This window comes from Sphingobacterium sp. UBA5670 (genome assembly GCF_002420705.1).
GTDB lineage: Bacteria > Bacteroidota > Bacteroidia > Sphingobacteriales > Sphingobacteriaceae > Sphingobacterium.
The window spans coordinates 113,593-139,358 of record NZ_DIIM01000014.1; the positions used below are offsets into that span (position 1 = coordinate 113,593).

20 protein-coding genes and 1 tRNA gene are annotated in these 25,766 nt (G+C 38.3%); 11 read left to right on the forward strand and 10 right to left on the reverse strand.

Translation table 11 applies throughout. The annotated features are described in order from the left end of the window. Positions 1–2: 2 nt before the first annotated feature. The 3 genes from B3C94_RS12475 (at position 3) to B3C94_RS12485 (ending at position 2,928) form a co-directional block, all read left to right on the forward strand. Positions 3–1,007, forward strand: coding sequence for a glutathione synthase (locus B3C94_RS12475; protein ID WP_293904081.1), 1,005 nt, complete (start codon positions 3–5; stop codon positions 1,005–1,007). 128 nt (positions 1,008–1,135) lie between these two features. After that, entirely contained in the window at positions 1,136–2,119 is a 984-nt protein-coding gene (locus B3C94_RS12480) for a lipoate--protein ligase (RefSeq protein ID WP_293904083.1), read from the forward strand. A 29-nt stretch (positions 2,120–2,148) separates the two neighbouring features. After that, complete coding sequence (locus B3C94_RS12485; RefSeq protein WP_293904085.1) at positions 2,149–2,928, forward strand: methyltransferase domain-containing protein; 780 nt, start codon at positions 2,149–2,151, stop codon at positions 2,926–2,928. A gap of 6 nt (positions 2,929–2,934) precedes the next feature. On the opposite strand, the gene ybaK is transcribed toward B3C94_RS12485, so the two are convergent. Then, positions 2,935–3,411, reverse strand: a complete 477-nt coding sequence (ybaK, locus tag B3C94_RS12490) for a Cys-tRNA(Pro) deacylase (RefSeq protein WP_293904087.1) — start codon at positions 3,409–3,411, stop codon at positions 2,935–2,937. Positions 3,412–3,414: 3 nt separating this feature from the next. Then, positions 3,415–5,076 (reverse strand): DNA polymerase/3'-5' exonuclease PolX, encoded by a 1,662-nt coding sequence (locus B3C94_RS12495; protein ID WP_293904089.1) that lies wholly within the window; start codon positions 5,074–5,076, stop codon positions 3,415–3,417. Between the two features lie 261 nt (positions 5,077–5,337). Between B3C94_RS12495 and B3C94_RS12500 the strand changes: the two genes are divergently transcribed. After that, positions 5,338–6,462, forward strand: coding sequence for a lipid II:glycine glycyltransferase FemX (locus tag B3C94_RS12500; RefSeq protein WP_293904091.1), 1,125 nt, complete (start codon positions 5,338–5,340; stop codon positions 6,460–6,462). A gap of 3 nt (positions 6,463–6,465) precedes the next feature. Here the strand turns inward: B3C94_RS12500 and B3C94_RS12505 are convergent, their stop codons facing one another. Beyond that, positions 6,466–7,668, reverse strand: a complete 1,203-nt coding sequence (locus tag B3C94_RS12505; protein ID WP_293904093.1) for a hypothetical protein — start codon at positions 7,666–7,668, stop codon at positions 6,466–6,468. A gap of 341 nt (positions 7,669–8,009) precedes the next feature. On the opposite strand from B3C94_RS12505, the gene B3C94_RS12510 reads away from it, so the two are divergent. Then, on the forward strand, positions 8,010–8,438 hold the full coding sequence (locus tag B3C94_RS12510) for a nuclear transport factor 2 family protein (protein ID WP_293904095.1): 429 nt from the start codon (positions 8,010–8,012) through the stop codon (positions 8,436–8,438). Between the two features lie 66 nt (positions 8,439–8,504). Here the strand turns inward: B3C94_RS12510 and B3C94_RS12515 are convergent. The 3 genes from B3C94_RS12515 to B3C94_RS12525 all read right to left on the reverse strand — a co-directional run bounded on the left by B3C94_RS12515 (position 8,505) and on the right by B3C94_RS12525 (position 10,021). After that, a tRNA-Ala gene (locus tag B3C94_RS12515) sits at positions 8,505–8,578 on the reverse strand. A 279-nt stretch (positions 8,579–8,857) separates the two neighbouring features. Further along, positions 8,858–9,610 (reverse strand): BlaB/IND/MUS family subclass B1 metallo-beta-lactamase, encoded by a 753-nt coding sequence (bla, locus tag B3C94_RS12520; protein WP_293904097.1) that lies wholly within the window; start codon positions 9,608–9,610, stop codon positions 8,858–8,860. Between the two features lie 72 nt (positions 9,611–9,682). Beyond that, complete coding sequence (locus B3C94_RS12525; protein ID WP_293904099.1) at positions 9,683–10,021, reverse strand: cupin domain-containing protein; 339 nt, start codon at positions 10,019–10,021, stop codon at positions 9,683–9,685. A gap of 193 nt (positions 10,022–10,214) precedes the next feature. Between B3C94_RS12525 and B3C94_RS12530 the strand changes: the two genes are divergently transcribed. Then, positions 10,215–12,128 carry an AAA domain-containing protein gene (locus tag B3C94_RS12530; RefSeq protein ID WP_293904101.1) on the forward strand — a complete coding sequence of 638 codons (1,914 nt, stop codon included), beginning with the start codon at positions 10,215–10,217 and terminating at the stop codon, positions 12,126–12,128. Positions 12,129–12,215: 87 nt separating this feature from the next. On the opposite strand, the gene B3C94_RS12535 is transcribed toward B3C94_RS12530, so the two are convergent. Further along, positions 12,216–13,736 (reverse strand): acyl-CoA dehydrogenase family protein, encoded by a 1,521-nt coding sequence (locus B3C94_RS12535; RefSeq protein WP_293904103.1) that lies wholly within the window; start codon positions 13,734–13,736, stop codon positions 12,216–12,218. A gap of 178 nt (positions 13,737–13,914) precedes the next feature. Continuing rightward, positions 13,915–14,781, reverse strand: a complete 867-nt coding sequence (locus B3C94_RS12540) for a helix-turn-helix domain-containing protein (RefSeq protein ID WP_293904105.1) — start codon at positions 14,779–14,781, stop codon at positions 13,915–13,917. Between the two features lie 230 nt (positions 14,782–15,011). Here B3C94_RS12540 and B3C94_RS12545 point away from each other — a divergent pair, with 230 nt between their 5' ends. Beyond that, positions 15,012–16,220: an exo-beta-N-acetylmuramidase NamZ family protein gene (locus B3C94_RS12545; RefSeq protein ID WP_293904107.1), complete on the forward strand. Its 1,209-nt coding sequence runs from the start codon at positions 15,012–15,014 to the stop codon at positions 16,218–16,220. 122 nt (positions 16,221–16,342) lie between these two features. Here the strand turns inward: B3C94_RS12545 and B3C94_RS12550 are convergent, their stop codons facing one another. After that, positions 16,343–16,693 carry a DUF2200 domain-containing protein gene (locus B3C94_RS12550; RefSeq protein ID WP_293904109.1) on the reverse strand — a complete coding sequence of 117 codons (351 nt, stop codon included), beginning with the start codon at positions 16,691–16,693 and terminating at the stop codon, positions 16,343–16,345. Between the two features lie 205 nt (positions 16,694–16,898). Between B3C94_RS12550 and B3C94_RS12555 the strand changes: the two genes are divergently transcribed. Together B3C94_RS12555 and B3C94_RS12560 are read left to right on the forward strand one after the other, a co-directional pair. After that, positions 16,899–17,648: a ThiF family adenylyltransferase gene (locus B3C94_RS12555; protein ID WP_293904111.1), complete on the forward strand. Its 750-nt coding sequence runs from the start codon at positions 16,899–16,901 to the stop codon at positions 17,646–17,648. A 112-nt stretch (positions 17,649–17,760) separates the two neighbouring features. Beyond that, entirely contained in the window at positions 17,761–18,468 is a 708-nt protein-coding gene (locus tag B3C94_RS12560) for a hypothetical protein (protein WP_293904113.1), read from the forward strand. Here the strand turns inward: B3C94_RS12560 and B3C94_RS12565 are convergent. Continuing rightward, a complete protein-coding gene (locus tag B3C94_RS12565) occupies positions 18,465–19,226 on the reverse strand; it encodes a response regulator transcription factor (RefSeq protein WP_293904115.1) in 762 nt (253 codons plus the stop codon). The two genes, B3C94_RS12560 and B3C94_RS12565, sit on opposite strands and share 4 nt — an antisense overlap. 737 nt (positions 19,227–19,963) lie before the next feature. Between B3C94_RS12565 and B3C94_RS12570 the strand changes: the two genes are divergently transcribed. Continuing rightward, positions 19,964–23,101 (forward strand): GH92 family glycosyl hydrolase, encoded by a 3,138-nt coding sequence (locus tag B3C94_RS12570; protein ID WP_293904117.1) that lies wholly within the window; start codon positions 19,964–19,966, stop codon positions 23,099–23,101. 359 nt (positions 23,102–23,460) lie between these two features. Beyond that, a complete protein-coding gene (locus B3C94_RS12575; protein WP_293904119.1) occupies positions 23,461–25,761 on the forward strand; it encodes a GH92 family glycosyl hydrolase in 2,301 nt (766 codons plus the stop codon). Positions 25,762–25,766 lie beyond the last annotated feature (5 nt).

Genomic DNA, 25,766 nt, shown 5'->3' on the forward strand with positions numbered 1-25,766 from the left:
ATATGAAGATAGCATTCGTGATTAACCAAACCCATAAAGAAACAGCTCGTTTCACGACAACTCTTTTGGCATTGAGGGCCCATCAAATGGGACATGAGATTTATTATATTGGCTTGGCTGATTTCTATTATGAGTCTGCACATATTGCTGCCCATGTACGAAAAGTGCTTCCTGATCAGAAGCTTACTACGACCGATCGCTTAATGGAAGTATTAAGGGGAACAGAAAAGACTAAAATGTTTTTGGAAGAGATGGATGTTGTCTGGTTGCGATTTGATCCTGTACTGGATATGGTTAACCGGCCTTGGGCAGCAGCCTCAGCACTGCAATTCGCATCGCTCTTAAAAGAAAAAGGGGTACTGGTTATCAATGATCCCGATAGTCTTGGCAGGGCGAGCAATAAGTTATACCTCGAGGGATTTGATGAATCTATTCGCCCAAAGACTATAGTAACCAGAAATTATGCGGATGTCATTGAGTTTTTTGAACAACAGAACAAGCTTATTATTTTAAAACCTCTGAAGGGTTCAGGTGGTAAAAATGTATTTTTGATCAATAAAGATAATCAGCAAAATTTAAAACAGACGGTAGAGGCTATCGCACGCGATGGTTACGTGATTGGTCAGGAATATCTTCCGGATGCTGCACGTGGGGATATTAGATTCTTTTTATTGAATGGAGAGCCTATTTCGATCAATGGAAAATATGCGGCTGTACATCGTGTGCAGCAGGGTGATGAGATTCGCAGTAATGTCCATCAGGGAGCTACAACCCAGGCGGCTGTTATCTCACCGGAGCTGCTGCTGATGGTTGACAAGATTAAGGATAAGTTGATTCAGGATGGAATGTATTTTGTTGGTCTGGATGTGGTCGGAAACCGTATCATGGAAATTAATGTTTTTAGTCCTGGAGCACTATGTCAGACTGAAGAGATCGTACAGGAGGATTTTTCAGCCTTTATTATTAAAAAATTAGAGGAGAAAGTTGCTCCCAAACAACCGGATTAGCTGCGCTTAGGCTGATGGAATTGCATTGCCGAAATCGGAAGGAACGTTATAATAGCCATTTGAGGTAATTATGAATTTGAAATGAATTACCTCGATTAAATTCTTGTTATTTTTGAAAAAAGAAAAATATGCTGATTATAGATTCTCCTTCCGACAATGCTTATTTTAACATCGCTTCCGAGGAATATTTATTGGGTAAATACCCCAAAGAAGATATCTTTCTGCTCTACGTAAATGCTCCCTCAATTATAATAGGTAAATTCCAGAATACCTTAGCTGAAATCAATCTTGATTACGTTAATGAGAATAATATTAAGGTTGTCAGGCGGATGTCGGGGGGAGGTGCTGTTTATCATGATGCAGGAAACCTTAATTTTTCCTTTCATACCTTATTAGGGAATCATGATTTTATGGATTTTTCAACCTTTACCCAACCGGTAGTTTCGCTATTGAATAAATTGGATATACCCGCAAGATTAGAAGGAAGAAATGATCTGTTGGTCGACGGGAAAAAATTTAGCGGAAATGCTAAACTGGCCAAAAATGGCAAAATGATTCAACATGGCACCATATTGATCAATTCACAGATGCAAGTGCTAAGCGATGCTTTGAAGGTCAATCCATTGAAATTTGTAGATAAAGCTGTAAAATCAAACCGCGCACGCGTAACAAATTTAATTGGATATTTGCCTAGTGGTTTTACAACCGTTCATTTTAAAAAATTGCTCATGGAGGAAATGAAACTGGAGAACCCCGAAGCTAAAATTAGCACGTTTTCTCCTGTGGATATTGAAAATATTGAAAAGCTGATCAAAGAAAAATACGAGACATGGGACTGGAATTTTGGTTTTTCTCCAAATTATAATTTTAAAAAAGCGATTAAGATCCCCGCGGGATTTATCGAATTACACCTAGATGTACACAAAGGATATATTGAACGCGCTAAAATTTTTGGGGATTTTTTTGCTTCCAAATCAATCCATGAAATCGAAAGTCTATTGGTTGGAAAAAAGCATGAATTGGAGGAGATTGATCTATTGCTGCGGTCCGTCGATCTAACGGCTTATTTTGGCCAAGTCGATGCTTCTGAAATTCTCACGTTGTTTAAATAGAAAATGTTGTATTGCCCTATAGGGGTATAATGAAAAAAAATATGCCTTGGAATCCGGACACCTATAATCAATTTAAAAATATTCGTTTTAAACCATTTTATGATTTGGCCGACCTTATCGTTGGAGATACCGTACTGCATGCTGTAGATTTGGGCTGCGGTACCGGTGAACAAACAGCTATTCTAAGTGGAAAATTCGCTGAAGCAAATTTTCTTGGAATAGATTCTTCAGCAGAAATGCTATCTGAAAGCCATCAGCTTGAAACAGAACGTTTAAAATTTAAACAAAGTTCAGTCGAAAAATTCCTTGCTGAGCCAAGGACCTGGGATCTTATTTTTAGCAATGCTGCCTTACAATGGCTGGAAGATCATCAGGTTCTTTTCCCTCAGCTTATTTCCAGGTTAAATGCCGGTGGACAATTGGCAGTACAGATGCCTTATCAGCCAGAAAATATCTTAAATAAGATTTTATTTGAACTGGGGAACGAGGAACCTTTTCGTACTTATCTAAATGATTGGAATAGGCCTTCGTCAGTATTGGATATTGACGCTTATGCACAGCTGCTGTTTGAAAATGGCTTGGATCAACTGGATCTTTCACTCCGTGTGTATCCTTTGATTGCTACTGATGTTGATACGCTTTACAGCTTCATTGCAGGCTCCGCTTTGATTCCCTATATTGAGCGGTTAGCAGAAGATAAGAAGGTACTGTTTATTGATGAGTTCAAAACTCGAATCAATAAACATTTTTCAAAATTTCCGGCCATTTACTCTTTCAAACGGATACTATTATACGGGCGTAAAAAGTGAGGCCTATTATAGGCCAATCAGATCCGACCAATGAGCATGTGCAATGCGAGCGAGGTCCAGCGGATTTAATACCATCTGAAGACCTCTTTTTCCTGCGCTTACCGAAATATGGGCTTCTAGTTGAGCGGCTTCTTCAATGAATGTTGGAAATTGCTTTTTCATTCCAATGGGAGAGCAACCTCCACGAATATAGCCGGTGACCGATAGGAGGTCTTTCATTGGAAGCATCTCACAATTTTTATTGCCTGAAGCTTTTGCTACTTTTTTTAAATCAAGATGCGCATTGCCAGGGATGACAGCCACAATATAAGGGTCTTTGTTTCCTTTTAGAACCAAGGTCTTGTATAATGTTTCAAGAGATAAACCTAAGGTTTCGGCAACATGCTCGGCACTGACGTCCTGTTCATCGACTTCATATTCCCGTAGTTCATAACTTACTCCCGCGGTATCCAATAGGCGAACGGCATTTGTTTTACTTGACATACACTAGCGCTGTTTTTTCTTGTTGAAATATGCCGTGATGGCATCTAAAGAATATGTGTTCAGGCAGTTATTTGCTTGAAGGCCACCTTTTTGAGCGACTAACACACCATACTGCATGTCCTGTAGTCCTTCCGTACGATGGGCATCCGGATTCACAGATAGCAGTACTCCTTTTTCTACGGCATAACGGTGCCATCTCCAATCAAGATCTAGGCGTAAAGGATTGGCATTTATCTCAATCACAACTCCATTTGCAGCACAAGCATCGATGACTTTTTTAAAATCTAATGGATAGCCCGCTCTACTTAACAATAGCCTTCCGGTAGGATGTCCTAATATTGTGGTGTATGGATTTTCAATCGCTTTAATTAGCCTAGCGGTTGCTCTTTCTTCATCCATTTTTAGATTGGAGTGAACGGAAGCAACAACAAAATCGAATTTTGCCAGTATCTCATCAGGGTAGTCCAATGAACCATCGCCTAGAATATCGGATTCAATCCCGCGAAAGATCTTGAACGGCGCCAATTTTTCATTTAATGTAGCAATCTCCTGCCATTGTTCTTCTAATCTTTCTACGGATAGTCCGTTAGCATAAACTGCAGTTTTCGAGTGATCACAGATTCCCAAATAGTCGAGCCCTAAAACGTCTTTACAATGCAGGGCCATCTGCTCGAGACTATGCACACCGTCACTATACGTAGAGTGATTATGAAGCGTGCCTCTGAGATCCTTGTATTGGATTAGTTTTGGTAGGTTGTGATTTTGTGCCTGTTCGATTTCATTCAATCCTTCACGTAGTTCGGGTTCGATATAATCCAAACCCAAGTTGCGGTAAATTGCTTCTTCACTGGAAAGTGAAGGGAGATCTGGAAGTATATTAAATAGGAGATCGAGGTGTGCTGTAGATCCGGTGCTAAGAATCAGGTCACGATAAAAATCATTGATATTGCTGCTGAAGACTTTGAAAGTAAATCCCAGATCATCGGTCAATTCTATGGAATTTTCTGTTTTTTCTACTAAGGTATATGCACTTAAAAATTTCTCTACACTATCGATATGCTCAGAAATCAAAAGATCTACAGTGCTCAAAATTTCGCATTTTCTTCTGAAATCCCCTGTGAAAGACAATAGGGAAGCTGGAAAATGCGATTTAAGGTCGTTGAAAAAACGTTCTGCCAACGGAAGTACTTTAGCATATAAAAACCATCCTTTGTTGGAGATCGAAAATTCAATGGATTTTTTGATGTCTTCTTGGGTTTTAAGTCCAAATCCTTTCGCTTCAACAAGACGGTTTTCGTTACAGGCATAAAGCAGCTCACCTATACTTTCGATCTCAAGTTCTTTCCAGATAATCTCGATCTTTTTAGGACCTAGCCCCTTAATGTTTAACATTTCAACAATACCGGATGGCGTATTTTCCATAAGCGTCTGAAGCTCTTTAAAAGTTCCGGTAGCAGCCACTTCCTTCGCTTTTTCAGCGGTGCTTTTTCCTATGCCGGGCTGCGCACTTAATTCTTCGAGACTGGCCTCTACAATACGGAAAGGCAGTTTGTCCAACTTAAAAGAGGCACTCGCTATGGATTTTGTTCGAAAAGGATTTTCATTGTGCAATTCCATCAATTGGCTGCATAATTTGAAAATTTTGGAAATCGCTTTATTGTCCATCGTGTGCTGAATTGTTAAGCTACAAATATCTTAAATTTTAGATCAAAATAACAATTCAGATGAGGTTATTCTAGCGTTAAAATATGTGAAATAGCTATTTTAAATAGCTATTTTTCTCTGTTCCTTGAAATTAACAACAAAGTGACAAATGTGTGCCTGCTTAGCCGAACATTTTGGTTATGTTTGCCGTTTTTGGGCTTTAAAATCGATGCGTTTTTTGAGCATCTGAAAAAATACCCCTATTAAAATTGGAGAAATATCATGATAGCAGACATTAATGACAAAGAAATCAGTGGGCTTTATAAAACAGGTATTATTCAACAGACTGCTTATTGGTCTGCAGTTAAAAAAATGCAAGGCATACAGTCGAAGGCATTTAACTTTAAATCCAAACAATCTGATCTCTATGTTGGGATCGACGACGATACGTATTTTATTGGCGATTTATTGATTATTATACACACCATAGATCAGGAACATTGCATAGCCTATGTACCTTATGGACCGGAGATCGAACCCTCAGAGGAGAATCAAGGTTATTTTTTGGAACAGTTATCGGAGAGTTTGCGTTCCCATCTGCCGCCAAATTGCATTATGATACGCTACGATCTATCCTGGGAGTCCCATTGGGCTAAAGAGGATGATTGTTATGACCTTCATGGAAACTGGTTGGGGGTGCCCGAAAAACGTATTCAGGAGATGCGTTTTAACTTTAATACGGAAAACTGGAATTTTCATAAAGCAAATACGGACATACTTCCGTCTAATACTATTTTTATGGATCTTAGAAAAGAAGAGGATATGCTGCTTGGAAATATGAAATCCAAGACGAGATATAATATTAATCTGGCAGAACGAAAGGGGGTGCGTGTGCGTTCGCTTGGACTTGAAAGCTTGGAAATCTGGTATGAGCTTTATAGACAGACTGCTCTTCGTAACAACTTCTTTTTACATGATATCAGTTATTTTAAGATTGTTCTTTCCGCAAGGGCAAATGATACCTTATCACCAGCAGATGTCTATCTTTTAGTCGCCGAAGTTAATGACCAGCCTTTAGCGGCCATGTTTTTGGTGATAGCAGCAAATCGGGGGACTTATCTATATGGGGCTTCTGCTTCAGAAAATCGTAACTATATGGCAACATATGCTTTGCAATGGCGCGCAATGCAGCTTGCGAAAGAAAAAGGATGTACAGAATATGATTTCTTCGGCGTATCTCCACAGGCCGATCCTTCACACCCTTTATATGGACTCTATCGGTTCAAAACAGGCTTTGGTGGTGAAATCTACCACCGGATGGGCTGTTGGGATTATCCGCTGGACAATAGAAAATACCAATACTATGCCTCAATGGAGTTCAAAAACCAAAGTTATCACTTGAGTTAGGGCTTAGAATACTTCACCTAAGGTAAGTCTCACGCCACGGTGGTTCTTGCTGATCCCATAGTCGATGCCGATATTGGTGCCGGAATTTTTGTTAAACTTAATTCGTGCACCAGCACCGGTGCCGACATTCCAGTCCTCAAACATGCTGTTTTTTGGCCCATTTAACGTGGTAAAATTCATAAATGCAACAAATCCGAATAAGCCATTCCTCGTGATATCGCGGCGGTATTCCGTTTCTAAATAATAAAGTGATTTACCCCGAAAACGGCTGACGGGAAAGCCTCTTCCTGAACTGTTGTATGGATCCCATCCTAAATTGGGAAGATCAAGATAGGGAGCTTTGCTATTAAATACGGTCCAGAAAAAACTTCTTACAGCAATCATATTTTGCCGGTTTCGGTCTTGGGTAAGCCTGTGGTAGCGTCTCACTTCAAGAAATAACGATTTCCAATTCTGATCACTTCCTAAAAATGTTGGATTTACGCGAAACTGTAAATTGGCATAGTTCCCCGACCAGGTATTGATCGAATTGGCCCGCGTATCGTAGATTAAATTGAAACTCACTCCTGAAGACATGGTATTATCTTTTAAATCTGTTCCATAAGGGTAGGAGGTGTAGTCCTCAAGCTTGGTATCGCTTGTCGACTTAATATTCATTCGATAATCCAGATCATAACCAATTCCCATAAAAAGACCTCCATGAATTCTTTTTAATGCATGTTGGTATAAACGAAAATAGGTGTAATCTAAATTAATCTGTTGATCGCCATGATGCTCTTTACCAATTCCCCAAGTTTCGTGTGGATATTTTAGTAGTCGGATATCTCCATCAATCACCCACGTATTCTCCTTTAACCAGATGTAGGAGCGTATGGGGAGTCCAAATCGCTTACCGAAATTGGTGTAGGGCGTAAATGTCATTTTGGACATATAGGTATCCGAGCGATCGCCCAAATAAAATCCTGCTGTTGTACTTGTAATTAAAGCATGACCACCTCCGGGGACATTTGTTGAAAATGGTAAAAAGGAAAAATAGATTTTCTTTCCTGTACTATCGACAGTTTGGGGAGGCTTGATATTTAATATTTCTTTGCCAATATCAATCAGGTCCCGTTGTTTACTTGTATCAGCGAGATGTTTGGTAGTTTCTATTTCATTGACGGGACGCTGTGCATATACCGTATCGCCAAGTATAAGTAGAACCATCAAAATGGGCAATTTAAAAAGAAAAATATATGCTCTATCGTAGTGTGTCATGAAAGAATGCAATCTAATAGGAATTAGACAGAATAGCAATATTCAAACCAATAATTTATTCACTTTGTCACGTTTTGGCTATATAACGGATTGGTTGGAAATTCATTCACCTATAAAAAAATAGCATTTACCGATTTTAATGTAATGTTAATCTAAATGTAATGAAATCAATATATGACTTGTCTTAACTTTGAATCAGAAAATAAATAAAAAAAGTACGCAACAAATTTAGGTGGTACGCGACAATCAAATAAGAAAATATACTAATATATTATAAAATTGAAAAAGATATGAAAACTTTAGTAAAAACATTTGTAGCAGCAGCAATGATTGCAATCTCTACTTGCTCAATGGCTTCTGTTAAACCAGAAGAACGCAATTTAATTACTGCTGATTTGGCCATCGATGAGTACGTTGGTGCAATGACCGAAGGTCAGGTAGCTAATTTGGATAAGCTTTTTACAGCTGATTTTAACCAAAAAATTTGTGGCAAACAAGATTTAAAACATAGTCGTCTTGAGATGATTGAGTTTTTGAAAAAACAAAAAGGTATCAAGATGAACTGCAGAACAACAACCCAGATCGTTGAAGAATTACCAGATTATGCAATCGCGAAAGTTACCATGCAGTTCGACGGTTTCGCTAAAACGGACCTAATCACGCTTGTTAAAGAAAACGGAAGCTGGAAAATTTCCAAATCAGTAAACTCTTATAAATAGAACTTTAAAACACCGGTTGATTAGAAAAGGAAAGGGGTTACTTAAATAAAGTAACCCCTTTTCTTGTGGAGCATATCAGATTCGAACTGATCACCTCTTCGCTGCCAGCGAAGCGCTCTAGCCAAATGAGCTAATGCCCCTGCTTCGTTTGGTGTCGCTAAGATAGTACTTTTTTAGAAAAACATAGTTTCTTTTTTATTTTTATGTAGTTTTTTCTACGCTGTTATTCAGTTGCGTTTTTTTGATCACCTAATTGCAGGCTAATAAACGATTTTAATCTGTCCAGCTAAATACTTTACAAGTTTGTTTATCCTATTGAAAACAAGTGAGTTTGACCAATACGGTGTCTTTCTTATCGATATAGACTGTTCCAATTTGCCTCGGCGAAAACTGTTGCTGAAACTTTTCCTATAGAGGTATTACTGTTTTTCTGTCAGAAGCGCTTCTGTTCGTTTTATCTGACCTTTATCTCTCCAGGCATCGTGTCCGGGAATCACCATATTAATTCGGGGATATTTTGTCAGCAACCTCGCTAAGGATGGTTTCCAGGATTTTACGTCTCCGTCCGCCGTAAACCCCAGATCTCGAGCTTCCGAGCTTTTTATAAAACAGCCACCGTCCAGGATCTTATATTCGGGAAACCAAACAACAACGTTGTCCATGGAGTGTCCGGGACCAAAAAAGTTCAGAACAAAAGATTGGCCACCGATTTTGTAGGTTTTATTGATGTCAACAAGATTGGCGGCTTGTGCTTTGTGATTTGCCTTTAGTAGATCATTCGTCATTTTTGTTGCATAGGTTGGAATCCCAATGCGATTGTAATAGGCAAAACCACCCGCACGATCTTCGTGCCAATGTGTTGCATAAACAGCAATAACTGGTAAATTATGTTTTTGTTTGATACTATCCAATAAGGGCTGGTATTGGGTAGAATCCCATGGGGTGTCAAAAAGGATAACTCCTTTTTTCGTGATTAAATACACGGCATTAGCTGCATATTTGGTGCCGTCAAAGGTATTAAAGGTCGTGTAGAGATATAGTTTCGAATTAATTTTCTCTATTAAAAGAGGTTTCTCCTGCGCCTGCACTGCTGGAGAAAGACATAGAAAACCAGTACTCAAGCAAAAACTAACAAGGAGACCACGGATACTAGCTGAAAGAAGTGAAATCATATTTTTTTAATGTTATTGCATTAACGTTGGAACAAAATGGATATTGCTTCTCCAACGTTTGATTAAAATATTTTATGTCGATTGCACAAAATCTTCACGATAAGGACTGAACGAATCGATCAGTTCTCCTTCCTCAAGACATTCACATCCATGAATCAGATTTGAATAAATGATACACGAGTCTCCTGCCATCAAGATGCTGTCAACACCATCAATATGGTATCTGAATTTTCCGGCACTGACATAAGAAATTTGCGTATGTGGATGTTGATGAAGTGCCCCGATGGCCCCTTTTTCAAATCGAACTTTCATGAGCATGAGCTCCTCGTTAAAAACGAGTATCTTGCGCATGACACCTTCGCCCAAGTCTGTCCATTGCTGTTCGCTGTCGTGTAGGAATATTTCGCTCATCTGATTGCTATTTTTGTGAATGTTTCGATCGTAAATCCTTTGATTTTCAATTATAGCAAATAAATATGAATTTATGGTCAGCATATAAATATGCTTTGCAGAATTTGATGAAAGACGCAGAGAATTAAACCCAAATGATTCAAATAACGGAAAAAACAGTTATTTTGCGCTGGGGCAATATGGATATCCAAGTATGAATTATTTCGACAGACTTATCACTTTATTACGTGAAGAACAACAATTTGATAGATTACAGCATGAGACTTTGTTATTGAAAAGTAGCTTGAATGAACGACGGATGCAAGGCGTTACTTGGTTTCCGATTCAGGTAATAGATACTGAGCTGGGAAGAGGGGATTATTTGTCTGTTAGTTTAAACAGAACCAATCATTATGACGTCGATCACAAGTTCCGGTTCGGGATGCCAGTTTCCCTATTCTCGAATCACGATCCCGAAAGGGACCGAATAGATGGGATTATATCCTCCATAAGTAGGGACGGGATGCGAATCTCATTTCGTGTGGATGAACTGCCTGAATGGAGCAGGAGAGGGAAGCTTGGTATTGATTTATTATTTGATGAGTATTCTTATCGGGAGATGTTCAATGCGCTGGAGAAAGGCAAGGAATTGGGTAAAGATACAAAGCAGGGTAGTTTCGTGAGGAAGTTAATCGGAGAAGAATTGATTCCAATGGAATCCAACGAGGAGTTCTTTGCCCACCCCAACTTGAATGTCAGTCAGAATAAAGCCGTTCAGCATATCTTGGAAGCCAATACAGTGGCACTTTTGCATGGCCCACCGGGGACAGGAAAGACAACAACATTGATACAGGCCGTGAAGGCATTATTAAAACAGGACAGCAAGCAGCTGTTGGTTGTTGCACCTAGCAACACGGCAGTTGATCTGTTGACCGAACGGTTGGATGCGGTTGGAGTCGCGGTAACAAGAATAGGTAACCCTGTAAAAGTTTCCGAGCATCTCCAAGAACTGACACTCGATGCAAAAATTGATCGACATCCTGCAAATAAGGATATTAAAACACTTCAAAAGCAAGTGCGAGCCTACACCGAGATGGCTCAAAAATATAAACGTAGCTTTGGAAAGGCGGAGCGGGAGCAAAGAAAAGCATTGTTTGATGAAGCTCACCGGATCCGGAAGGAGGTCGATCAGATTCAAGATTTTATCAGCGCAGATGTTTTGGACAAATCGCAGGTAATCACTGCAACATTGGTTGGATCAAATCATGAGGTTATTCGAAATCGTAGCTATGAAACAGTCATTATAGATGAGGCTGCACAGGCACTGGAGCCTGCTTGCTGGATCCCGATATTAAAAGCACATCGACTTGTTTTAGCTGGCGATCATAATCAATTGTCGCCTACGGTAAAATCCAGTAAAATAGCTGGTCATGGCTTAAGCCATACACTATTCGAAAAATTGGTAGACCATAATCCGCAATTAGTTTCTTTGTTGGATATACAGTATCGAATGAACAAACAAATTATGCAATATCCTTCCGTAGCGCTGTATGATGGTTTATTAAGGGCGGATAGCGCAGTCGCACATTGGAGCATAGCAGGAGATTCTGAGCCCGTGTTATTTATTGATACAGCGGGAGCGGGATTTGAAGAAACAGAAATCGATGGAGCAATCTTCAATTCCGGGGAAGCTCATTTTCTGACATCTCATCTAAACGAACATATTGGTTCTTGGACAGCTTCCTTAAGCATTGATGAGAATCTGAGCATTGGCGTGATCGCACCTTATCGGAAACAGGTCTCGTTATTACAGGAAATACTTGAGGGGGAGGAGAGACTGAAACCTTTTGCTGATTTGATTAAAATACAGACCATCGATAGTTTTCAAGGCCAGGAGAAAGATATTATCTATATCAGCTTGACGCGAAGTAACGCTGAACAGCAGATTGGTTTTTTGTCCGATGTTCGCCGGATGAATGTGGCAATGACTAGAGCGAAGAAAAAGCTGATTGTAATAGGTGATAGTGCCACAATCGGTTCACATCCTTTCTATCGTGATTTTATCGCCTATACCGAAGCAATCGGGCATTACCATAGTGTATGGGAATGGGATATTTCAGCGATATAATGCATAAAGCCATTTCCTGGGAAATAGCTTTATGCAGTTTATTCCACCGTGCTAAAAAACGGTTGACTTCGTTAACACAACGCTTGATTAAGAAGTGAACTTCATCCAGTCTGTGTTCTCGTCATAGTTCATCAGTGGTTCGGCATTATTATTATTTGATAATTGGCCAACCAACATATAAATGTCCATGCTAACATGCTGACGTGTTATTTCTGTCATCTTATCATTGAATCCAGCATTGTTAATTTGTAAAACATATTGGAAACAAATCACACGAGCTATTATTTTTCCAAGTGTAACCAGTTCGCGTTGCTTAGGCTGTAACGGAAAGTCAAAATTCAAGATTGATGAGAAAAATGGCGCAGCGAATTCAGTTCCGCTATATTTTTTTAAGAAAGACAATAAGTTACTTTCTTTAGTTTTACGCATAAGTTTGCCGATAGCTTCAGCCACTTGTGAATAAAGCATCTCATTTGATCCTTCGAATATTTGGAAAGGTCTGCTGTCAATGAGGCCACGGCCTGCAACATGATCCAATCTATAACCATTTGCACCTGATAATTGCACACATATTTGCGCGGCTTCGTGCATTAAGTCTGTCACAAACGCTTTCACACTATTGGCATCTACACCATGAGCGGAAAGGTCATTATTGATGGAACTGATCGATACGCTGTACGAACACATTGCGGAACACAATGTAAATGCAGCCTGTATGCGCGATAACTGAAACTTAACTGAGTCTAATTCATTTAAACTAATGCCCGCTACACGGCGTTCTGAGCAATGTTTCATGGCTTCGTCCAACATGCGTTTTATAAAGCCCATACCCATTCCAGGGAACTGCAATCTGCTGCGGTGCAGGGTGTCCAGCATCAATTTAATACCTGTGCTCTCTGGGGTTAGTTTGTGACTCGTAGGAACATTGATGTCAATGTTATTAACCCCGTAGGGGATTGCATATAGGCCAAGGCTATTGTATTTTTTTGTGACCACTATCTTTTGTTCTTCCGAAGCATTCTCCGTTACAAAAAAGTCGATATCCCGCACCAGTTCTCCATTTTCATTTTTCTTACGTGCTGTTACGAGCCAAAAATCCGCCGCGCCAGTAAGGCCCTGCCAATGTTTTTCCCCCTTTATAAAATATTTATCATCTTTTTGTTCGTAAGATGTTCGCATATTGAGTGCGTCACTGCCATAAGCTTGTTCGGTAATCATCAGTCCTCCCATGGCTTGATTTTCCAGAAATTGCTGGAATATCTTCTCCTGAAGTAATGTATTGCCATATTTAGCAAAAGGCTCCAAAAATAAGGCAATATTAATTCCGAAGATCAGCGAGAGGGATAGTGACTCATAAGAAGCGGCTGCAAGTACCCCCAAGCATTCTTTGACATGAAGGCCTCGACCACCGTGGTGTTCGGGGATAGCAACCGATAAGGGTTGCATTTTCATGATCTCAGCTAAAAACTCAGGCGGCAGACCGCGCGTTAGACTGAGCGAATTGTAATCATACTCTTTATTAAATAAGCTTGATAGCCTAGTTTTAAAATTCGCAATAAACAAATCGAAATCTTGGGTTATATTGTTGTGTTCTGAAACCTTAAGCATCTTTAAAATATGTAATTAAATGATGGAACAATGTCGATCGAAACAGAAAGAAGAAAGAGTGTCTGTTGAACTAAAATTCTCTTTTGTTTCAATCACTTACACAAAATTAACTGCAATCAATTTGATTCGCTTGTGTACTTCAGTATAAAAGATAGGACAAATCGTGCATATTGGAAAGCTAAGTTGCTCTGTTTCGATAAGAAGTAGGAGAAACACCAACGATCTTTTTGAAAAGTCGTGAGAAGTAAGAAGGGTCTGAAAAATCCAATTCGTAACAGATATCTGCAATGCTTTTATTGGATTCAAACAATAGAAATTGACTGTGCATAATCAGCACTTCAAGAATGAGTTCTTTGGAAGATTTTTTGAACACCGAAAATACACAACGATTAAGATAGTTTGTAGATACCGCGAGCTTGTCCGCGTAAAATGCGATGTTTTTTTGCTTTTTGAAGTTTTTGTGCACAAGCTGTTTGAACATCATCGCAATTTCCTGTCTCCGATTGAGCGCTTGATTGGAGGAAGAGAGTTTGATGATTTTTAAAATTGCCGATTTTAATAGATTTTCAAACAATTCTTTATACGGTAATTCCGAAAGCAGTTCATTATAAAGCAATCTAAAAAGCTCTTGGAGATCACTGCTGTCTTGGGCAGTTAAGTTAAGCAAGGGTGAAATATTGAAGATATTCAAAATCTCCTGTTCCCGAAAAATAGAGGTCATCGCATTGTCGTTGATCAAAACGCAATGTCCTTTCGCAGATTTATCGACAGACTTTATGGTGGATATATTTCCGTAATTGCTGATAAGAATCGCGGGAGCCCGAACGACATATTCTTTGGCTCCAATCTGATGTTTGAAATACCCTTCAGTGATATGAACGAGGAGGTTATAACCCAAGAAAATTGGCGGGGTAGGAAACTTAATGTAAGGAGCGATTTCACTGAGCTGGAATATCTTGATTGGCGATTGTTGATAGCGAAGATGTTCCAGACTGCCTGTCATAAAACGATCTACAAATTCACCTGCATTTACCTGCTTTTCCATTGTCAATTATTCGTATAAAAATTTAGTATGCCACAGCTTCTGAATCTCATCTATTGTTCCATTTGTAAATTATGCACCCAAATTGTATTCCAAAGTTAGTGGGATAAAACTGGTTTATCAATTTTAACAAATGATTTGCTAAAATAAAGCTTTATTCTTAGTTTAGTTTTCTGCAATCGAAAAAGCTTGATGCTCAGTGGCTATATTTTATAATTATAAACAGAATGAATATGAAATCAGTGCTTATTTTTATATTAACCCTATTCCTTTTTAAACATACGACTGCACAGACTTCGTTAAATTATTGCAACGATCGTATACAAACGGGAGCCGAACAAACTGAGCGTTATGTTCCTTATATAATGAACAAGCGTGTTGCGATATTGGGCAATCCTTCCACGGTTATTAAAGGTCGGCACCTCGTTGATAGTTTAATTGCGCGAGGTGTGCAAATTGTTCGAATCTTTGGTCCTGAGCATGGTTTTCGAGGGAATGCCAGCAATGGAACCGAAGTAGTGGATGAGATCGATCCGACGACGAAAATTCCTATCGTATCCTTGTATGGAAACAAGAAAAAGCCATCAGCTCAAGATCTAAAAGATATCGATCTGTTTATCTATGACGTGCAGGATATGGGCGTAAGATTTTATACCAATATTAATACACTGCGGGATATTATGGAAGCCTGTGCTGAAAATGATAAGGAACTCCTGATCTTAGACCGGCCCAATCCGAATGCTTATCTGATCGATGGACCTATTTTGGATATGGAATATAAGTCAGGTATCGGGCAGTTCCCCATTCCTATTGCACATGGGATGACTACAGCTGAATTTGCACAGATGATTAATGGAGAAGGTTGGATGGCTACCGAAAAGAAATGTAAATTGAAGATTATTCCTGTAGCAGATTATGACCATAATATGCTCTATAAGCTGCCAGTTAACCCTTCCCCTAATCTAAACACCGAACAAAGTATCCTATTGTATCCAAGTACCTGCCTTTTTGAAGGTGTGAAAGTGAATCATGGCAGAGGGACAGATTATCCTTTTGTTATAATTGGTAGCCCAATTTACAAGGACATATATGATTTTTCATTTGTTCCTGTCAGTAAAAAAGGCATGAGTGAATCACCGCTTTTCATGAATGAAGAATGCTACGGAATAGATTTGCGTAAATACGATCTGCAAAAGCTTGTCGCTAGTAAAAAATTAAACTTATCGTGGATTATCGAGCTTTATCGAAATTCTCCGGAAAAAGACAAGTTTTTTGATCAGTCATTTTCGAAACAGATTGGAAGTATCGAAAAGCTCGTGGGGGTAGGTTTATTTCGTAAACAAATCGAAGCTGGTAATTCAGAAGAAGAGATCCGAAAAACCTGGGAGCCAGGGCTAAGTAATTATAAAAAGATGAGAAAGAAATACCTTATCTATCCCTAATACAATGTCTACATAATCTCTAAGAGAAAATAATGAATAGCGTAACTATTTTATAGTGCTAAAGAATAACATATCATTCTAAAAGAATAAGATTCAGCGTTGTGTAAAAATTCTAACAGCATTTATTTTCTTAAAATTTTTTCCATTGATTTACCCTTGGCTAGTTCATCGATCAGCTTATCGAGATAACGAACTTTTTGCACAAGTGGGTCTTCAATATCCTCAATGCGATAGCCGCAGATGACTCCCTTGATTTTTGAAACATTCGGATTTAAATTTGGAGCTTGCTTAAAGAAATGTTCAAAGTCAATTTTATTGTCAATGAGCTGCTGTAGCGATACAGTGCTATAACCGGTTAGCCAACATATAATTTCGTCGACCTCCTCTTTGGTGCGTCCTTTTCTTTCAGCCTTTTGTATATAAAGGGGATACACACCAGCAAATGACATGCGGTATATTCTTATATTGTCCATTTTTACAAATTGATTTTATTAAAGATATTCATTTTACCTTTTATTCTCTGTAATTTTTATTTGAAAATAGAAGAAACAACGTAAAAAATAGGCTTAGATAATCAACACAAAGAATGGTTCGCAAATAATTTCAAGAAGAAATGTAAAGATTTATATATTAATTTTATTCGGTATAATTCTATCTTTACGATTATAAAAAAGGATAATGGATTTGAGGTATATTCGGAATAACATACATATTAAAGAAGAGGATCAACAACGTATCAAAGATTTTCCAGTATTGATAGGAGGATGTGGAATAGGAAGTTATATCGCAGAATGCTTGTTGCGCATGGGGTTCGAAAATTTGACAATTGCTGACGGTGATGTTGTCGAATTGACAAACCTAAACCGTCAAAATTACACAAACAAGGATATTGGTATGAAGAAAGCGATAGCCTTGAAGGATCGTTTGCATGCAATTAATCCAGAAGCCAATATCACCGTATTTCCTGAGTTTATTAATAAGGAGAACTTGTATGATATCGATCTCAACCATAAAGTTGCCATTAATGCACTAGACTTTTCTTCTGATATCCCCTTTGTTTTTGACCAATATATGGCTAAAAGAAATATACCTGTAGTACATCCTTATAATTTAGGTTGGGCAGGATTTTTAACTGTTCTTCCTCCCGAAGGTCTTAATCTGCAGTCGTTGGAAAAGGCACATCATACATTCGAATTAAATGTCGGTAAATTTATTGTAGATAGCTTAAAAGCGAGGGAAATCGAAACAAAATGGTTTGAGGAATTTTTGGCAGAATACGGTAAAATAGCATTGACATCTCCGCCGCCACAGCTAGCATTAGGTTTATACCTATTGTCGGGAATGGTCAGTCACGTCGTGTTCAATTTGGCAACTGCGAAACCTGTAAAATTCTTTCCGGATTCCTATTATTTATCAATGATGAGCTAGAGTAATATAACCTAAAAAAAGTATTATTTTATTACACTTTTGTGTAGTAATTCTATTGCTACACAAATTTAGGAGGAAAGTCCTTATTTTTATTGCTCTTGATATCATCTACATGAATTGGACATCCGACAGTTATTATTTCACTAAACTTAAAAAGGAAGAGCTTTTTGAACTTATCCATTTCTATTTAAGGACTACAGCTGAATATTACAATTTGGATGATTCTCATAATGAGGAGTATACTTATCACTATAAGAATTTATTAGGCGAAGATTTAAGTTTTTTTGATAATTCAATTTATTATGTTCTACGTGATCGAAAACTCCACAATATCCACGCATCAATACGTATTACTTACTGGGACAGGGAAACGATATTGCCCATTCAAAAGCTATTTTCAGTGACGAAAGAAGAGCTCTTATCGCTAAAACTAAATCACTATTGGCATATTGGCCGGTTCATTATTTCGAAAAGAATTGAAGGGCAGCGGATTAGTATATTGAAAAAAATGCTGTTTGACGCGTTCTTTCCACCTTATTCCCTTGATAAGGGGCTAATTATTGCCGAGTGTGACAAAAAATTGGTTAATACCTTGTTAAGGTTAGGAATACCCTCGTATGAACTTGGTAGTCCAATTATTTATTTGTATTCAGAAACTCTGCCTATTTATATTAAAACCGAATGGCTTGATTTTTTTATACAAAAAAATAAGGCGGCACAATATGGTTTAACTAATAGCAGTGATTCTGACAACTTCACGCTCAAAGCAAAAGATATGGGCTTTCAGAATAATAATGGCGAAAATATGCTGTCTAATTAGAATAAAGAGAGTTCAATTGCCAATGCGGTGGCTTCTGTAATACTTTTGACCTTTAGTTTTGAGAATATTTGCTTTTTGTGGAACTTAATTGTATCAATCGAAACATATAATTTATCGGCAATTTGTTCCATTGTGAATCCTTGGGCAGAAAAAAGAAGAATATCCTTTTCACGGGGTTTTAATTTGACGTGCGGAGACTCTACCCAACGATCGGTCTCTAGATCATACTCAAATTGTTTTCCAGCATCTTCAGATTTAAATTTAATGTTACCGGCATTGGCATGCGAAGAAATAGAAACGACACAAAGTGCTATCCAAGGGTTTGAAGACTTGTCCAAAAGAATCGGCTTCAGTTTGTGATTTATTAAAAGTGGTTTCCCATTCGATTGCTTCAAATGAAAATCGTAGGATATTGAATGTGTTAATTTATCTGTATGTGAGAGATTTTCAAAAAATTCGAACCCGACATCATTTATTTTCTTTAAAAGATGCAAATCTTCTTCAGGTACATTGTCCAAGTAATGCTGATATCCTTTTTTTTGAACTTCAGAAGGTGAATTTCCGCATAAAAATATTGGATTATCAGATACGAATAGAAAGCTTTTTTTCGAATAATCAATTAAATAAATACTTTGATAAGTTAATTTGCTTAGCGATTTCGCAAAATTAATGTAAGCATCAACAATTTCATAGTCATCCTTAGTAAAATTATCTTTAACATATACCGGCTTAAAAAAATCATCGATCTCAACTTTCATATTGTAAACTACAAAAAGGATTTACTTTAGTATCTAAATAATAATTAGAATAAATTTCACGCTGTTATGTAAGGCAAAAATACTGACTTAAATTCAAATAAAATATGCAAAATAGCCATTTATTATGTGTTTTATACGTTCTTTAAGTTTTTTAGGCCTAAATAATCAAGATATTTCTATACTTTTTTACGTATATTTTATTTGCTTATAGGTATCTACACAAATGTGTAGAATATTTATAAAATTTTAACTTTAATAGTTTTAACACTTATCTTTGCCAGATATAGCAATTAAATTATATAAATATAGCCTATTACAATCAATTTCCCAATAGTAATTTTTATATAAATAAGATATTTGGCAAAGTTTAGAGCAAATATAATAACAATTCTAGCTGCTTTTTCATAAAGATGTTTCTCTCAATAGCGGTGGATTTGACTAGATTCTCAGCTTCATTTTGCAAAATTTGTCGTATTTTTTCTTACCTGTAAATCAAAATATTTAATTTTCTAGGTTTCGTGTGAATTGGATTCAACTCATTTTTTTTAGAAAGTATGTATATACATTTTGCTTTTATTCATTTGATATTTGCTTTTTTTATAGTAATATTGTGCTTAAAGTTTTGCTTATAAACGTTTTGTTGGATGTTTAATGTATGTACAATGTGATTCTTGTTATGAATCTTTTGTGCAATATGAGAAAAACTGATGTAATTAAAAATTATAAATCTGATACTTATGAAATTACGTTTCTCACTTTCTTTTGCAGCTGGTCTGTTATTTATGTGTGGACAGTCTGCCTTAGGACAAGGGCATGCCATTTGGCAATTGGGAAATTCAGACGGTTCAAGTAGTGAGTTTGCTTTGGCCCCCAATGGATATAAGAAATTTTTGGAACATGATTTTGGTTATGAGGACAATGCGTTTATCATCGGTCAATCTACGTTAGCAAATGATTTACCCTATGTATTGCCTGGCCCTGCTAATGAATGGGGTGGGACTGGAGGTACCTCTGGTCTGAGAACACATTTTTTAAACCTATACTATGTGTTAAACGGCAGTATAGAAGATAGTCAATGCATACTCCAAGTTAAATTGGCAAATAGTGATCCTAAGAATAGCCCAACACTACAGATCTCAATCAATGGTAAGCCTTATAACTTTGACGTAAAAGAGGGAGCTGGTCATGGTGATCCTCTAAATAATGCTTCAAAATCTGGAAATTCAACTATCAGCATACCATTGCCTGCCGATCTCGTCAGAAAAGGCGGTAATCAGATTACGATGACTGTCATTAAGGGCGGTTGGGTTGAGTTCGATTCTTTTAAACTAATCGGTCCACAAGGGATTAAGTTGGTTGCCAATTGTACTGCGATCGTTAAAAATGTACAGCAATCTGATTTTGAAATTCTCAGTGAGGGAAAACCTGTTCAGCATATGCTGGTCGATCTTTTGAAATTGAGAGATGACGAAAAGCTTAAAGTTGTCTTAGATGGAAAGAAGATTTATGAGGAAACGCTTGAAAAAGGTGCGGCGAAACTTGAAATACCCATGCCCTATACCGCTAAGAATGTCGTGAGCAAGTATGAAATTTATAGTAATGGACAGTTAATACAATCGTCAGCAATTGAACGAGGACCCAAGAGATTAGGGGGCGTTTCAGATTATGTGAACACAATGATTGGTTCGGCGCATTCCAGATGGATGATAGCGCCAGGACCATGGATGCCTTTCGGAATGGTAAAGATAAGTCCAGATAACCAAAATATTGGCTGGCAGGCGGGCTATGAACCGTCCATTGAATCTATTGGTACGTTTAGTCATATTCACGAATGGACTATGGCGGGATTGGGAACATTTCCTACTGCAGGTCGATTGAAAACGAGGGTCGGCGATCAGTATAGTTCAGATTCAGGGTATCGATCTGCAATAGATAAAACCAGCGAAAAGGCACCATTGGGTTATTATGCTGTACATCTTCTTGATCACGATATCGATGTAAAATTAACCGCGGGAACGCGTTCTAGTTTTCAGCAGTATACCTACCATAAGTCGGATACAGGACGTATTATGATTGATCTTAAAGTAAACGGAGAATACGATTATAAAATTAAAGATCTTTCACTCAAAAAGGTTTCTGATTACAAGATTGTAGGATACAGTAATCAATTGTCTGAAAACGTTTGGTCTACCGATGCAAAACAGGATTATATCGTATACTTTGTCATGGAGTTTGATAAACCTATCATCAACTATGGCACATGGCATAATGATAAGGTGGCACAACGGGCTGATTTGGTTGCTGATAGCGCTCAATTTGCAGGGATGTATGTAGAGTTTGATGTTCACAAAGATAAGGCGGTACAACTTCGTACGGGGATTTCCTATGTGAGTTTAGCCAATGCAGAGGAGAATTTAAAGATGGAATTGTCGGAGCCGTTCGGATGGTCCATTGACCGGGTCGTGGCAAATCAGCATAAAGTATGGGACGAATTGTTAAGTCGGTTGGAAATAAAATCCTCCGACTATCTACAAAAAGAGAAGTTCTATACCAATATGTACCGCACTTTGGCGAGCCGAAATACATTCAGCGATGTCAATGGAGAATGGAGATCTTCAGACGAGGTGATACGGAGATTACCGCATAAAGGAGATCTCGCTTTAGGTTGTGATGCATTCTGGAATACCTTTTGGAATTTAAATCAATTTTGGAATCTGGTTACACCCGAGTGGTCCAATAAATGGGTCCGGTCACAGCTTGCAATGTATGACGCAAACGGCTGGTTGGCTAAAGGACCGGCTGGCATGGAGTATATACCCGTAATGGTTGCAGAACATGAAATACCATTGATTGTCGGGGCTTATCAAATGGGGATTAGAGACTATGACGTTGAGAAAGCATTCGAAGCCGTTAAAAAAATGCAAACAGCGAGCCCATTGAAATTTGAAGGTGGTTTTGCGGGTAACAGAGATCTGGATGCTTATTTAAAGTACAAGTATGTTCCCTATGATCTGGGCCGATTTTCAAATTCGATGGAATATAGTTTTGATGACTGGACTGTTGGCCAGTTCGCAAAATTGTTAGGAAAGGAGCAGGAGTATACGTATTTTAACGACCGTGGGGCCTGGTGGAAAAACGCAATCGATGTCAATAGTGGATATGCCCGGATGAAAGATGCCAAAGGAGAATGGTATAAAGATTTTGATCCTTTCAAGTCTGGGGCCAATCACCATTATGTGGAGGGAAATGCTTGGCAACTGACATTTTTTGTGCCGCAGGATATTCCTGAACTAGCAAAGATGATCGGACAGGACGTATTTTTAAAACGATTGGAATGGGGTTTTCCGGAAAGTGAGAAATGGCGCTATAATGGTCCTAATGACCAATATTGGGATTATCCTGTCGTTCAGGGAAACCAGCAGTCGATGCATTTCGCCTATATTTTTAATTGGTTAAATAAACCTTGGTTGACACAGAAATGGAGCCGTTCCATCGGTGCACGCTATTATGGACAGGGGATTTCCAATGCTTACCTGGGGGATGAAGACCAAGGGCAAATGAGTGCTTGGTATATCATGAATGCGATTGGTTTATTTCAGATCGATGGCGGGACAAGGGTAAAACCGATTTATGAAATAGGAAGTCCACTTTTTGAGGAGGTCAAGATTAAATTGGGTGGTCAATATGGAAGGGGTGCACAATTTACGATCAAAGCGAAAGATGCAAGTAAGAAAAATATGTATGTACAACGCGCGACATTAAATGGAAAACCTTTAAATACCTTTTACTTTGATGCCGCTGAACTTTTAAAAGGGGGAGAACTTGTTTTAGAAATGGGTGCGGTGCCCAATAAACAATGGGGATTGTTTCAATAAGTAAATGTCTTTCATTGAAGAGTTCATTTAGACTGAATTTGAAGAGGCGCGAGGTATAAACATGATTTGTTAAAGTTTGGTTAAACCAACCGAGCTGTTATAACAAACTCCGTCGGCCAGCGTTATAGAGGTAGTTTCATAATTTAGGTTAATAATTGGTTAGTTAGTAAAAACCTGAAGTTCCCCGCTTCAGGTTTTTTTTATTATGGACTCGATTGGGATGAATTACTTTGCTTGACGTTTTTAGTTTTGCTAAATCCTATTAACAAACGTAAAATCATCGATATAACCGCTGGTAATATTTGTAAATATTTACGATTATCTGTAGTATTGTAGGTACACGCTAAAATGCGCGGCCTATGGTGTTTGCTTCAATAAAAGCAATTAACAATGTCGTCTATCAAGATTATATGATCAAATTTATCCGTTTTTTACTTTTAGGATTATTTCTTTGGGAGAACGTTTCTGCCCAAAAGCTTCCTACCGACTATGTCAATCCGTTTATCGGTACCAGCAATTATGGAACAACCAATCCAGGAGCTCAGGTTCCCAACGGTTTGATGAATGTTTCCCCTTTTAATGTCATGGGATCATCACTTAACGCATTTGATAAGGATGCAAGATGGTGGTCGACTCCGTATGAACATAGCAATAGCTATTTTACAGGTTTCTCGCATGTCAATTTAAGTGGTGTAGGATGCCCAGATATGGGAAGTTTATTGTTGATGCCAACCTCGGGAAAACTGGAGGTTGATTATCATCAATATGGTAGTACCTATACCCAGGAGGTTGCTCATCCGGGGTATTATAGCAATGTATTAAAGAAATATGGCATTAAAACGGAAGTTTCAGCAACTACCCGTGTAGGTGTCTCTAAGTTCACTTTTCCAAAAGGACAGGCAAATATCCTGCTCAATTTGGGCGAAGGTTTAACAAATGAAACGGGAGCGACAGTTCGTTATGTGAGTGATACTGAAATAGAAGGGTCTAAGTTGCTGGGCTCTTTCTGTTATAGTAATAATCAGGCTGTTTACCCAATTTTCTTTGTCATGCGTGTTAATAAAAAGCCCGCAAAAAGAGGTTACTGGAAATTCCAGCGTGCTGGAGAAAAATGGGAAAATGACTGGAATAAAGATGCTGGAAAATATAAGATTTTTACAGACTATACAGATCAGCTTGCTGGAGATGATCTTGGCGCATTTTTTAGTTTTGATGTTCAGGAAAATGAAAGTTTAGAGGTTCAGCTTGCCGTGTCGTTTGTGAGCGTCGATAATGCCCGTAAAAATCTAGAAGCCGAGCAGGCCGATTTTGGATTTGAGAAAACGCATCAGCAGGCTTCTTTGCAATGGAATAATGCCTTGTCCAAGATACAGGTAGAGGGTGGAACGGAAGATCAGAAAACCGTATTTTATACAGCACTATACCATGCCATGATTCATCCCAATGTTTTACAGGACGTGAATGGCGAGTATCCCGCAATGGAAAGCCGGAAGACTCTTGTAGCAGATCACAATCGTTATACAGTGTTTTCACTATGGGATACCTATAGAAATGTACAGCCGCTTATGTCGTTGGTTTATCCCGATAAGCAGGTGGGGATGATACGTTCCATGATCGATATGTATAAAGAAAACGGCTGGATGCCGAAATGGGAATTGTATAGCCGGGAAAGCTATACGATGGATGGTGACCCCGCAGTTCCTGTGATTGTTGATGCATGGATGAAAGGTATTCGGGACTTTGATATCAATACAGCCTATGAAGCCTTTTTGAAATCTGCCACTACAACTGATTCAACAAATAGAATTAGGCCTGACAATGCGGATTACGTAAAGTATGGGTATGTACCGTTGCGCGATTCATTTGATAATTCCGTGTCGCATGCGATAGAATATTATGTTGCGGACTGGAATTTAGCTCAGTTGGCTGCCTCTTTGGGGAAAAACAAAGAGGCACAGCTTTTTGGTAAGCGAGCGCAGGGGTACAAACATTATTATTCGTCGCAATACGGAACTTTTAGACCGATTCTTCCGAATGGAGAATTTTTGAGCCCATTTAATCCATTGATGGGAGCTAATTTTGAACCTAATCATGGTTTCCATGAAGGTAATGCCTGGAATTACAGTTTTGCAATTCCATTTGATATTCCTGGTTTGGTGAAATTGATGGGCGGAAAGAAAAAATTTGTAGATCGGCTTCAGGCAACGTTTGATAAGGGATATTTTGATGTGACAAACGAACCGGATATGCTGTATCCACATGTGTTTTCAGAAATTAAAGGCGAAGAATGGCGCACTCAAAAGTTGGTGAAAGAAATACTGGAAAAACATTTTACCAACAGCCCCAGTGGTATACCAGGTAATGATGACACGGGGACGATGTCTACATGGGCACTCATGAACATGATCGGGATTTATCCTTTTTGTCCGGGTAGACCAGATTATACAGTTGTAACCCCGGTATTTGATAAAGTAACTATTCAGCTCGATAAGAAATACTATCCAAATGCCGATAAAGTAACCATAAGACGCCAAAAAGAGGGGAATGGTGAATATATCAAAAAGATCGTTATCGACGGAAAACCATTCAATGGATTTAAAATCAGTCACCAGACTTTAGTCAATAGCAAGGATATTCTAATTGTTACTGGAAATAGATAAATAAG

What these genes read in the sequence shown, in the direction of transcription:
- B3C94_RS12565 (WP_293904115.1), bottom strand. Translation starts at nt 19,226, where the DNA reads ATGAAAGTTGAGATCGATGATTTTTTTAAGCCGGTATATGTTAAAGAT.
- B3C94_RS12500 (WP_293904091.1), top strand. Translation starts at nt 5,338, where the DNA reads ATGATAGCAGACATTAATGACAAAGAAATCAGTGGGCTTTATAAAACA.
- bla (WP_293904097.1), bottom strand. Translation starts at nt 9,610, where the DNA reads ATGATTTCACTTCTTTCAGCTAGTATCCGTGGTCTCCTTGTTAGTTTT.
- B3C94_RS12570 (WP_293904117.1), top strand. Translation starts at nt 19,964, where the DNA reads ATGAAATTACGTTTCTCACTTTCTTTTGCAGCTGGTCTGTTATTTATG.
- B3C94_RS12555 (WP_293904111.1), top strand. Translation starts at nt 16,899, where the DNA reads ATGGATTTGAGGTATATTCGGAATAACATACATATTAAAGAAGAGGAT.
- B3C94_RS12510 (WP_293904095.1), top strand. Translation starts at nt 8,010, where the DNA reads ATGAAAACTTTAGTAAAAACATTTGTAGCAGCAGCAATGATTGCAATC.
- B3C94_RS12485 (WP_293904085.1), top strand. Translation starts at nt 2,149, where the DNA reads ATGAAAAAAAATATGCCTTGGAATCCGGACACCTATAATCAATTTAAA.
- B3C94_RS12550 (WP_293904109.1), bottom strand. Translation starts at nt 16,693, where the DNA reads ATGGACAATATAAGAATATACCGCATGTCATTTGCTGGTGTGTATCCC.
- B3C94_RS12495 (WP_293904089.1), bottom strand. Translation starts at nt 5,076, where the DNA reads ATGGACAATAAAGCGATTTCCAAAATTTTCAAATTATGCAGCCAATTG.
- B3C94_RS12530 (WP_293904101.1), top strand. Translation starts at nt 10,215, where the DNA reads ATGAATTATTTCGACAGACTTATCACTTTATTACGTGAAGAACAACAA.
- B3C94_RS12525 (WP_293904099.1), bottom strand. Translation starts at nt 10,021, where the DNA reads ATGAGCGAAATATTCCTACACGACAGCGAACAGCAATGGACAGACTTG.
- B3C94_RS12545 (WP_293904107.1), top strand. Translation starts at nt 15,012, where the DNA reads ATGAAATCAGTGCTTATTTTTATATTAACCCTATTCCTTTTTAAACAT.
- B3C94_RS12560 (WP_293904113.1), top strand. Translation starts at nt 17,761, where the DNA reads ATGAATTGGACATCCGACAGTTATTATTTCACTAAACTTAAAAAGGAA.
- B3C94_RS12535 (WP_293904103.1), bottom strand. Translation starts at nt 13,736, where the DNA reads ATGCTTAAGGTTTCAGAACACAACAATATAACCCAAGATTTCGATTTG.
- B3C94_RS12505 (WP_293904093.1), bottom strand. Translation starts at nt 7,668, where the DNA reads ATGGTTCTACTTATACTTGGCGATACGGTATATGCACAGCGTCCCGTC.
- B3C94_RS12480 (WP_293904083.1), top strand. Translation starts at nt 1,136, where the DNA reads ATGCTGATTATAGATTCTCCTTCCGACAATGCTTATTTTAACATCGCT.
- B3C94_RS12475 (WP_293904081.1), top strand. Translation starts at nt 3, where the DNA reads ATGAAGATAGCATTCGTGATTAACCAAACCCATAAAGAAACAGCTCGT.
- B3C94_RS12540 (WP_293904105.1), bottom strand. Translation starts at nt 14,781, where the DNA reads ATGGAAAAGCAGGTAAATGCAGGTGAATTTGTAGATCGTTTTATGACA.
- ybaK (WP_293904087.1), bottom strand. Translation starts at nt 3,411, where the DNA reads ATGTCAAGTAAAACAAATGCCGTTCGCCTATTGGATACCGCGGGAGTA.
- B3C94_RS12575 (WP_293904119.1), top strand. Translation starts at nt 23,461, where the DNA reads ATGGTGTTTGCTTCAATAAAAGCAATTAACAATGTCGTCTATCAAGAT.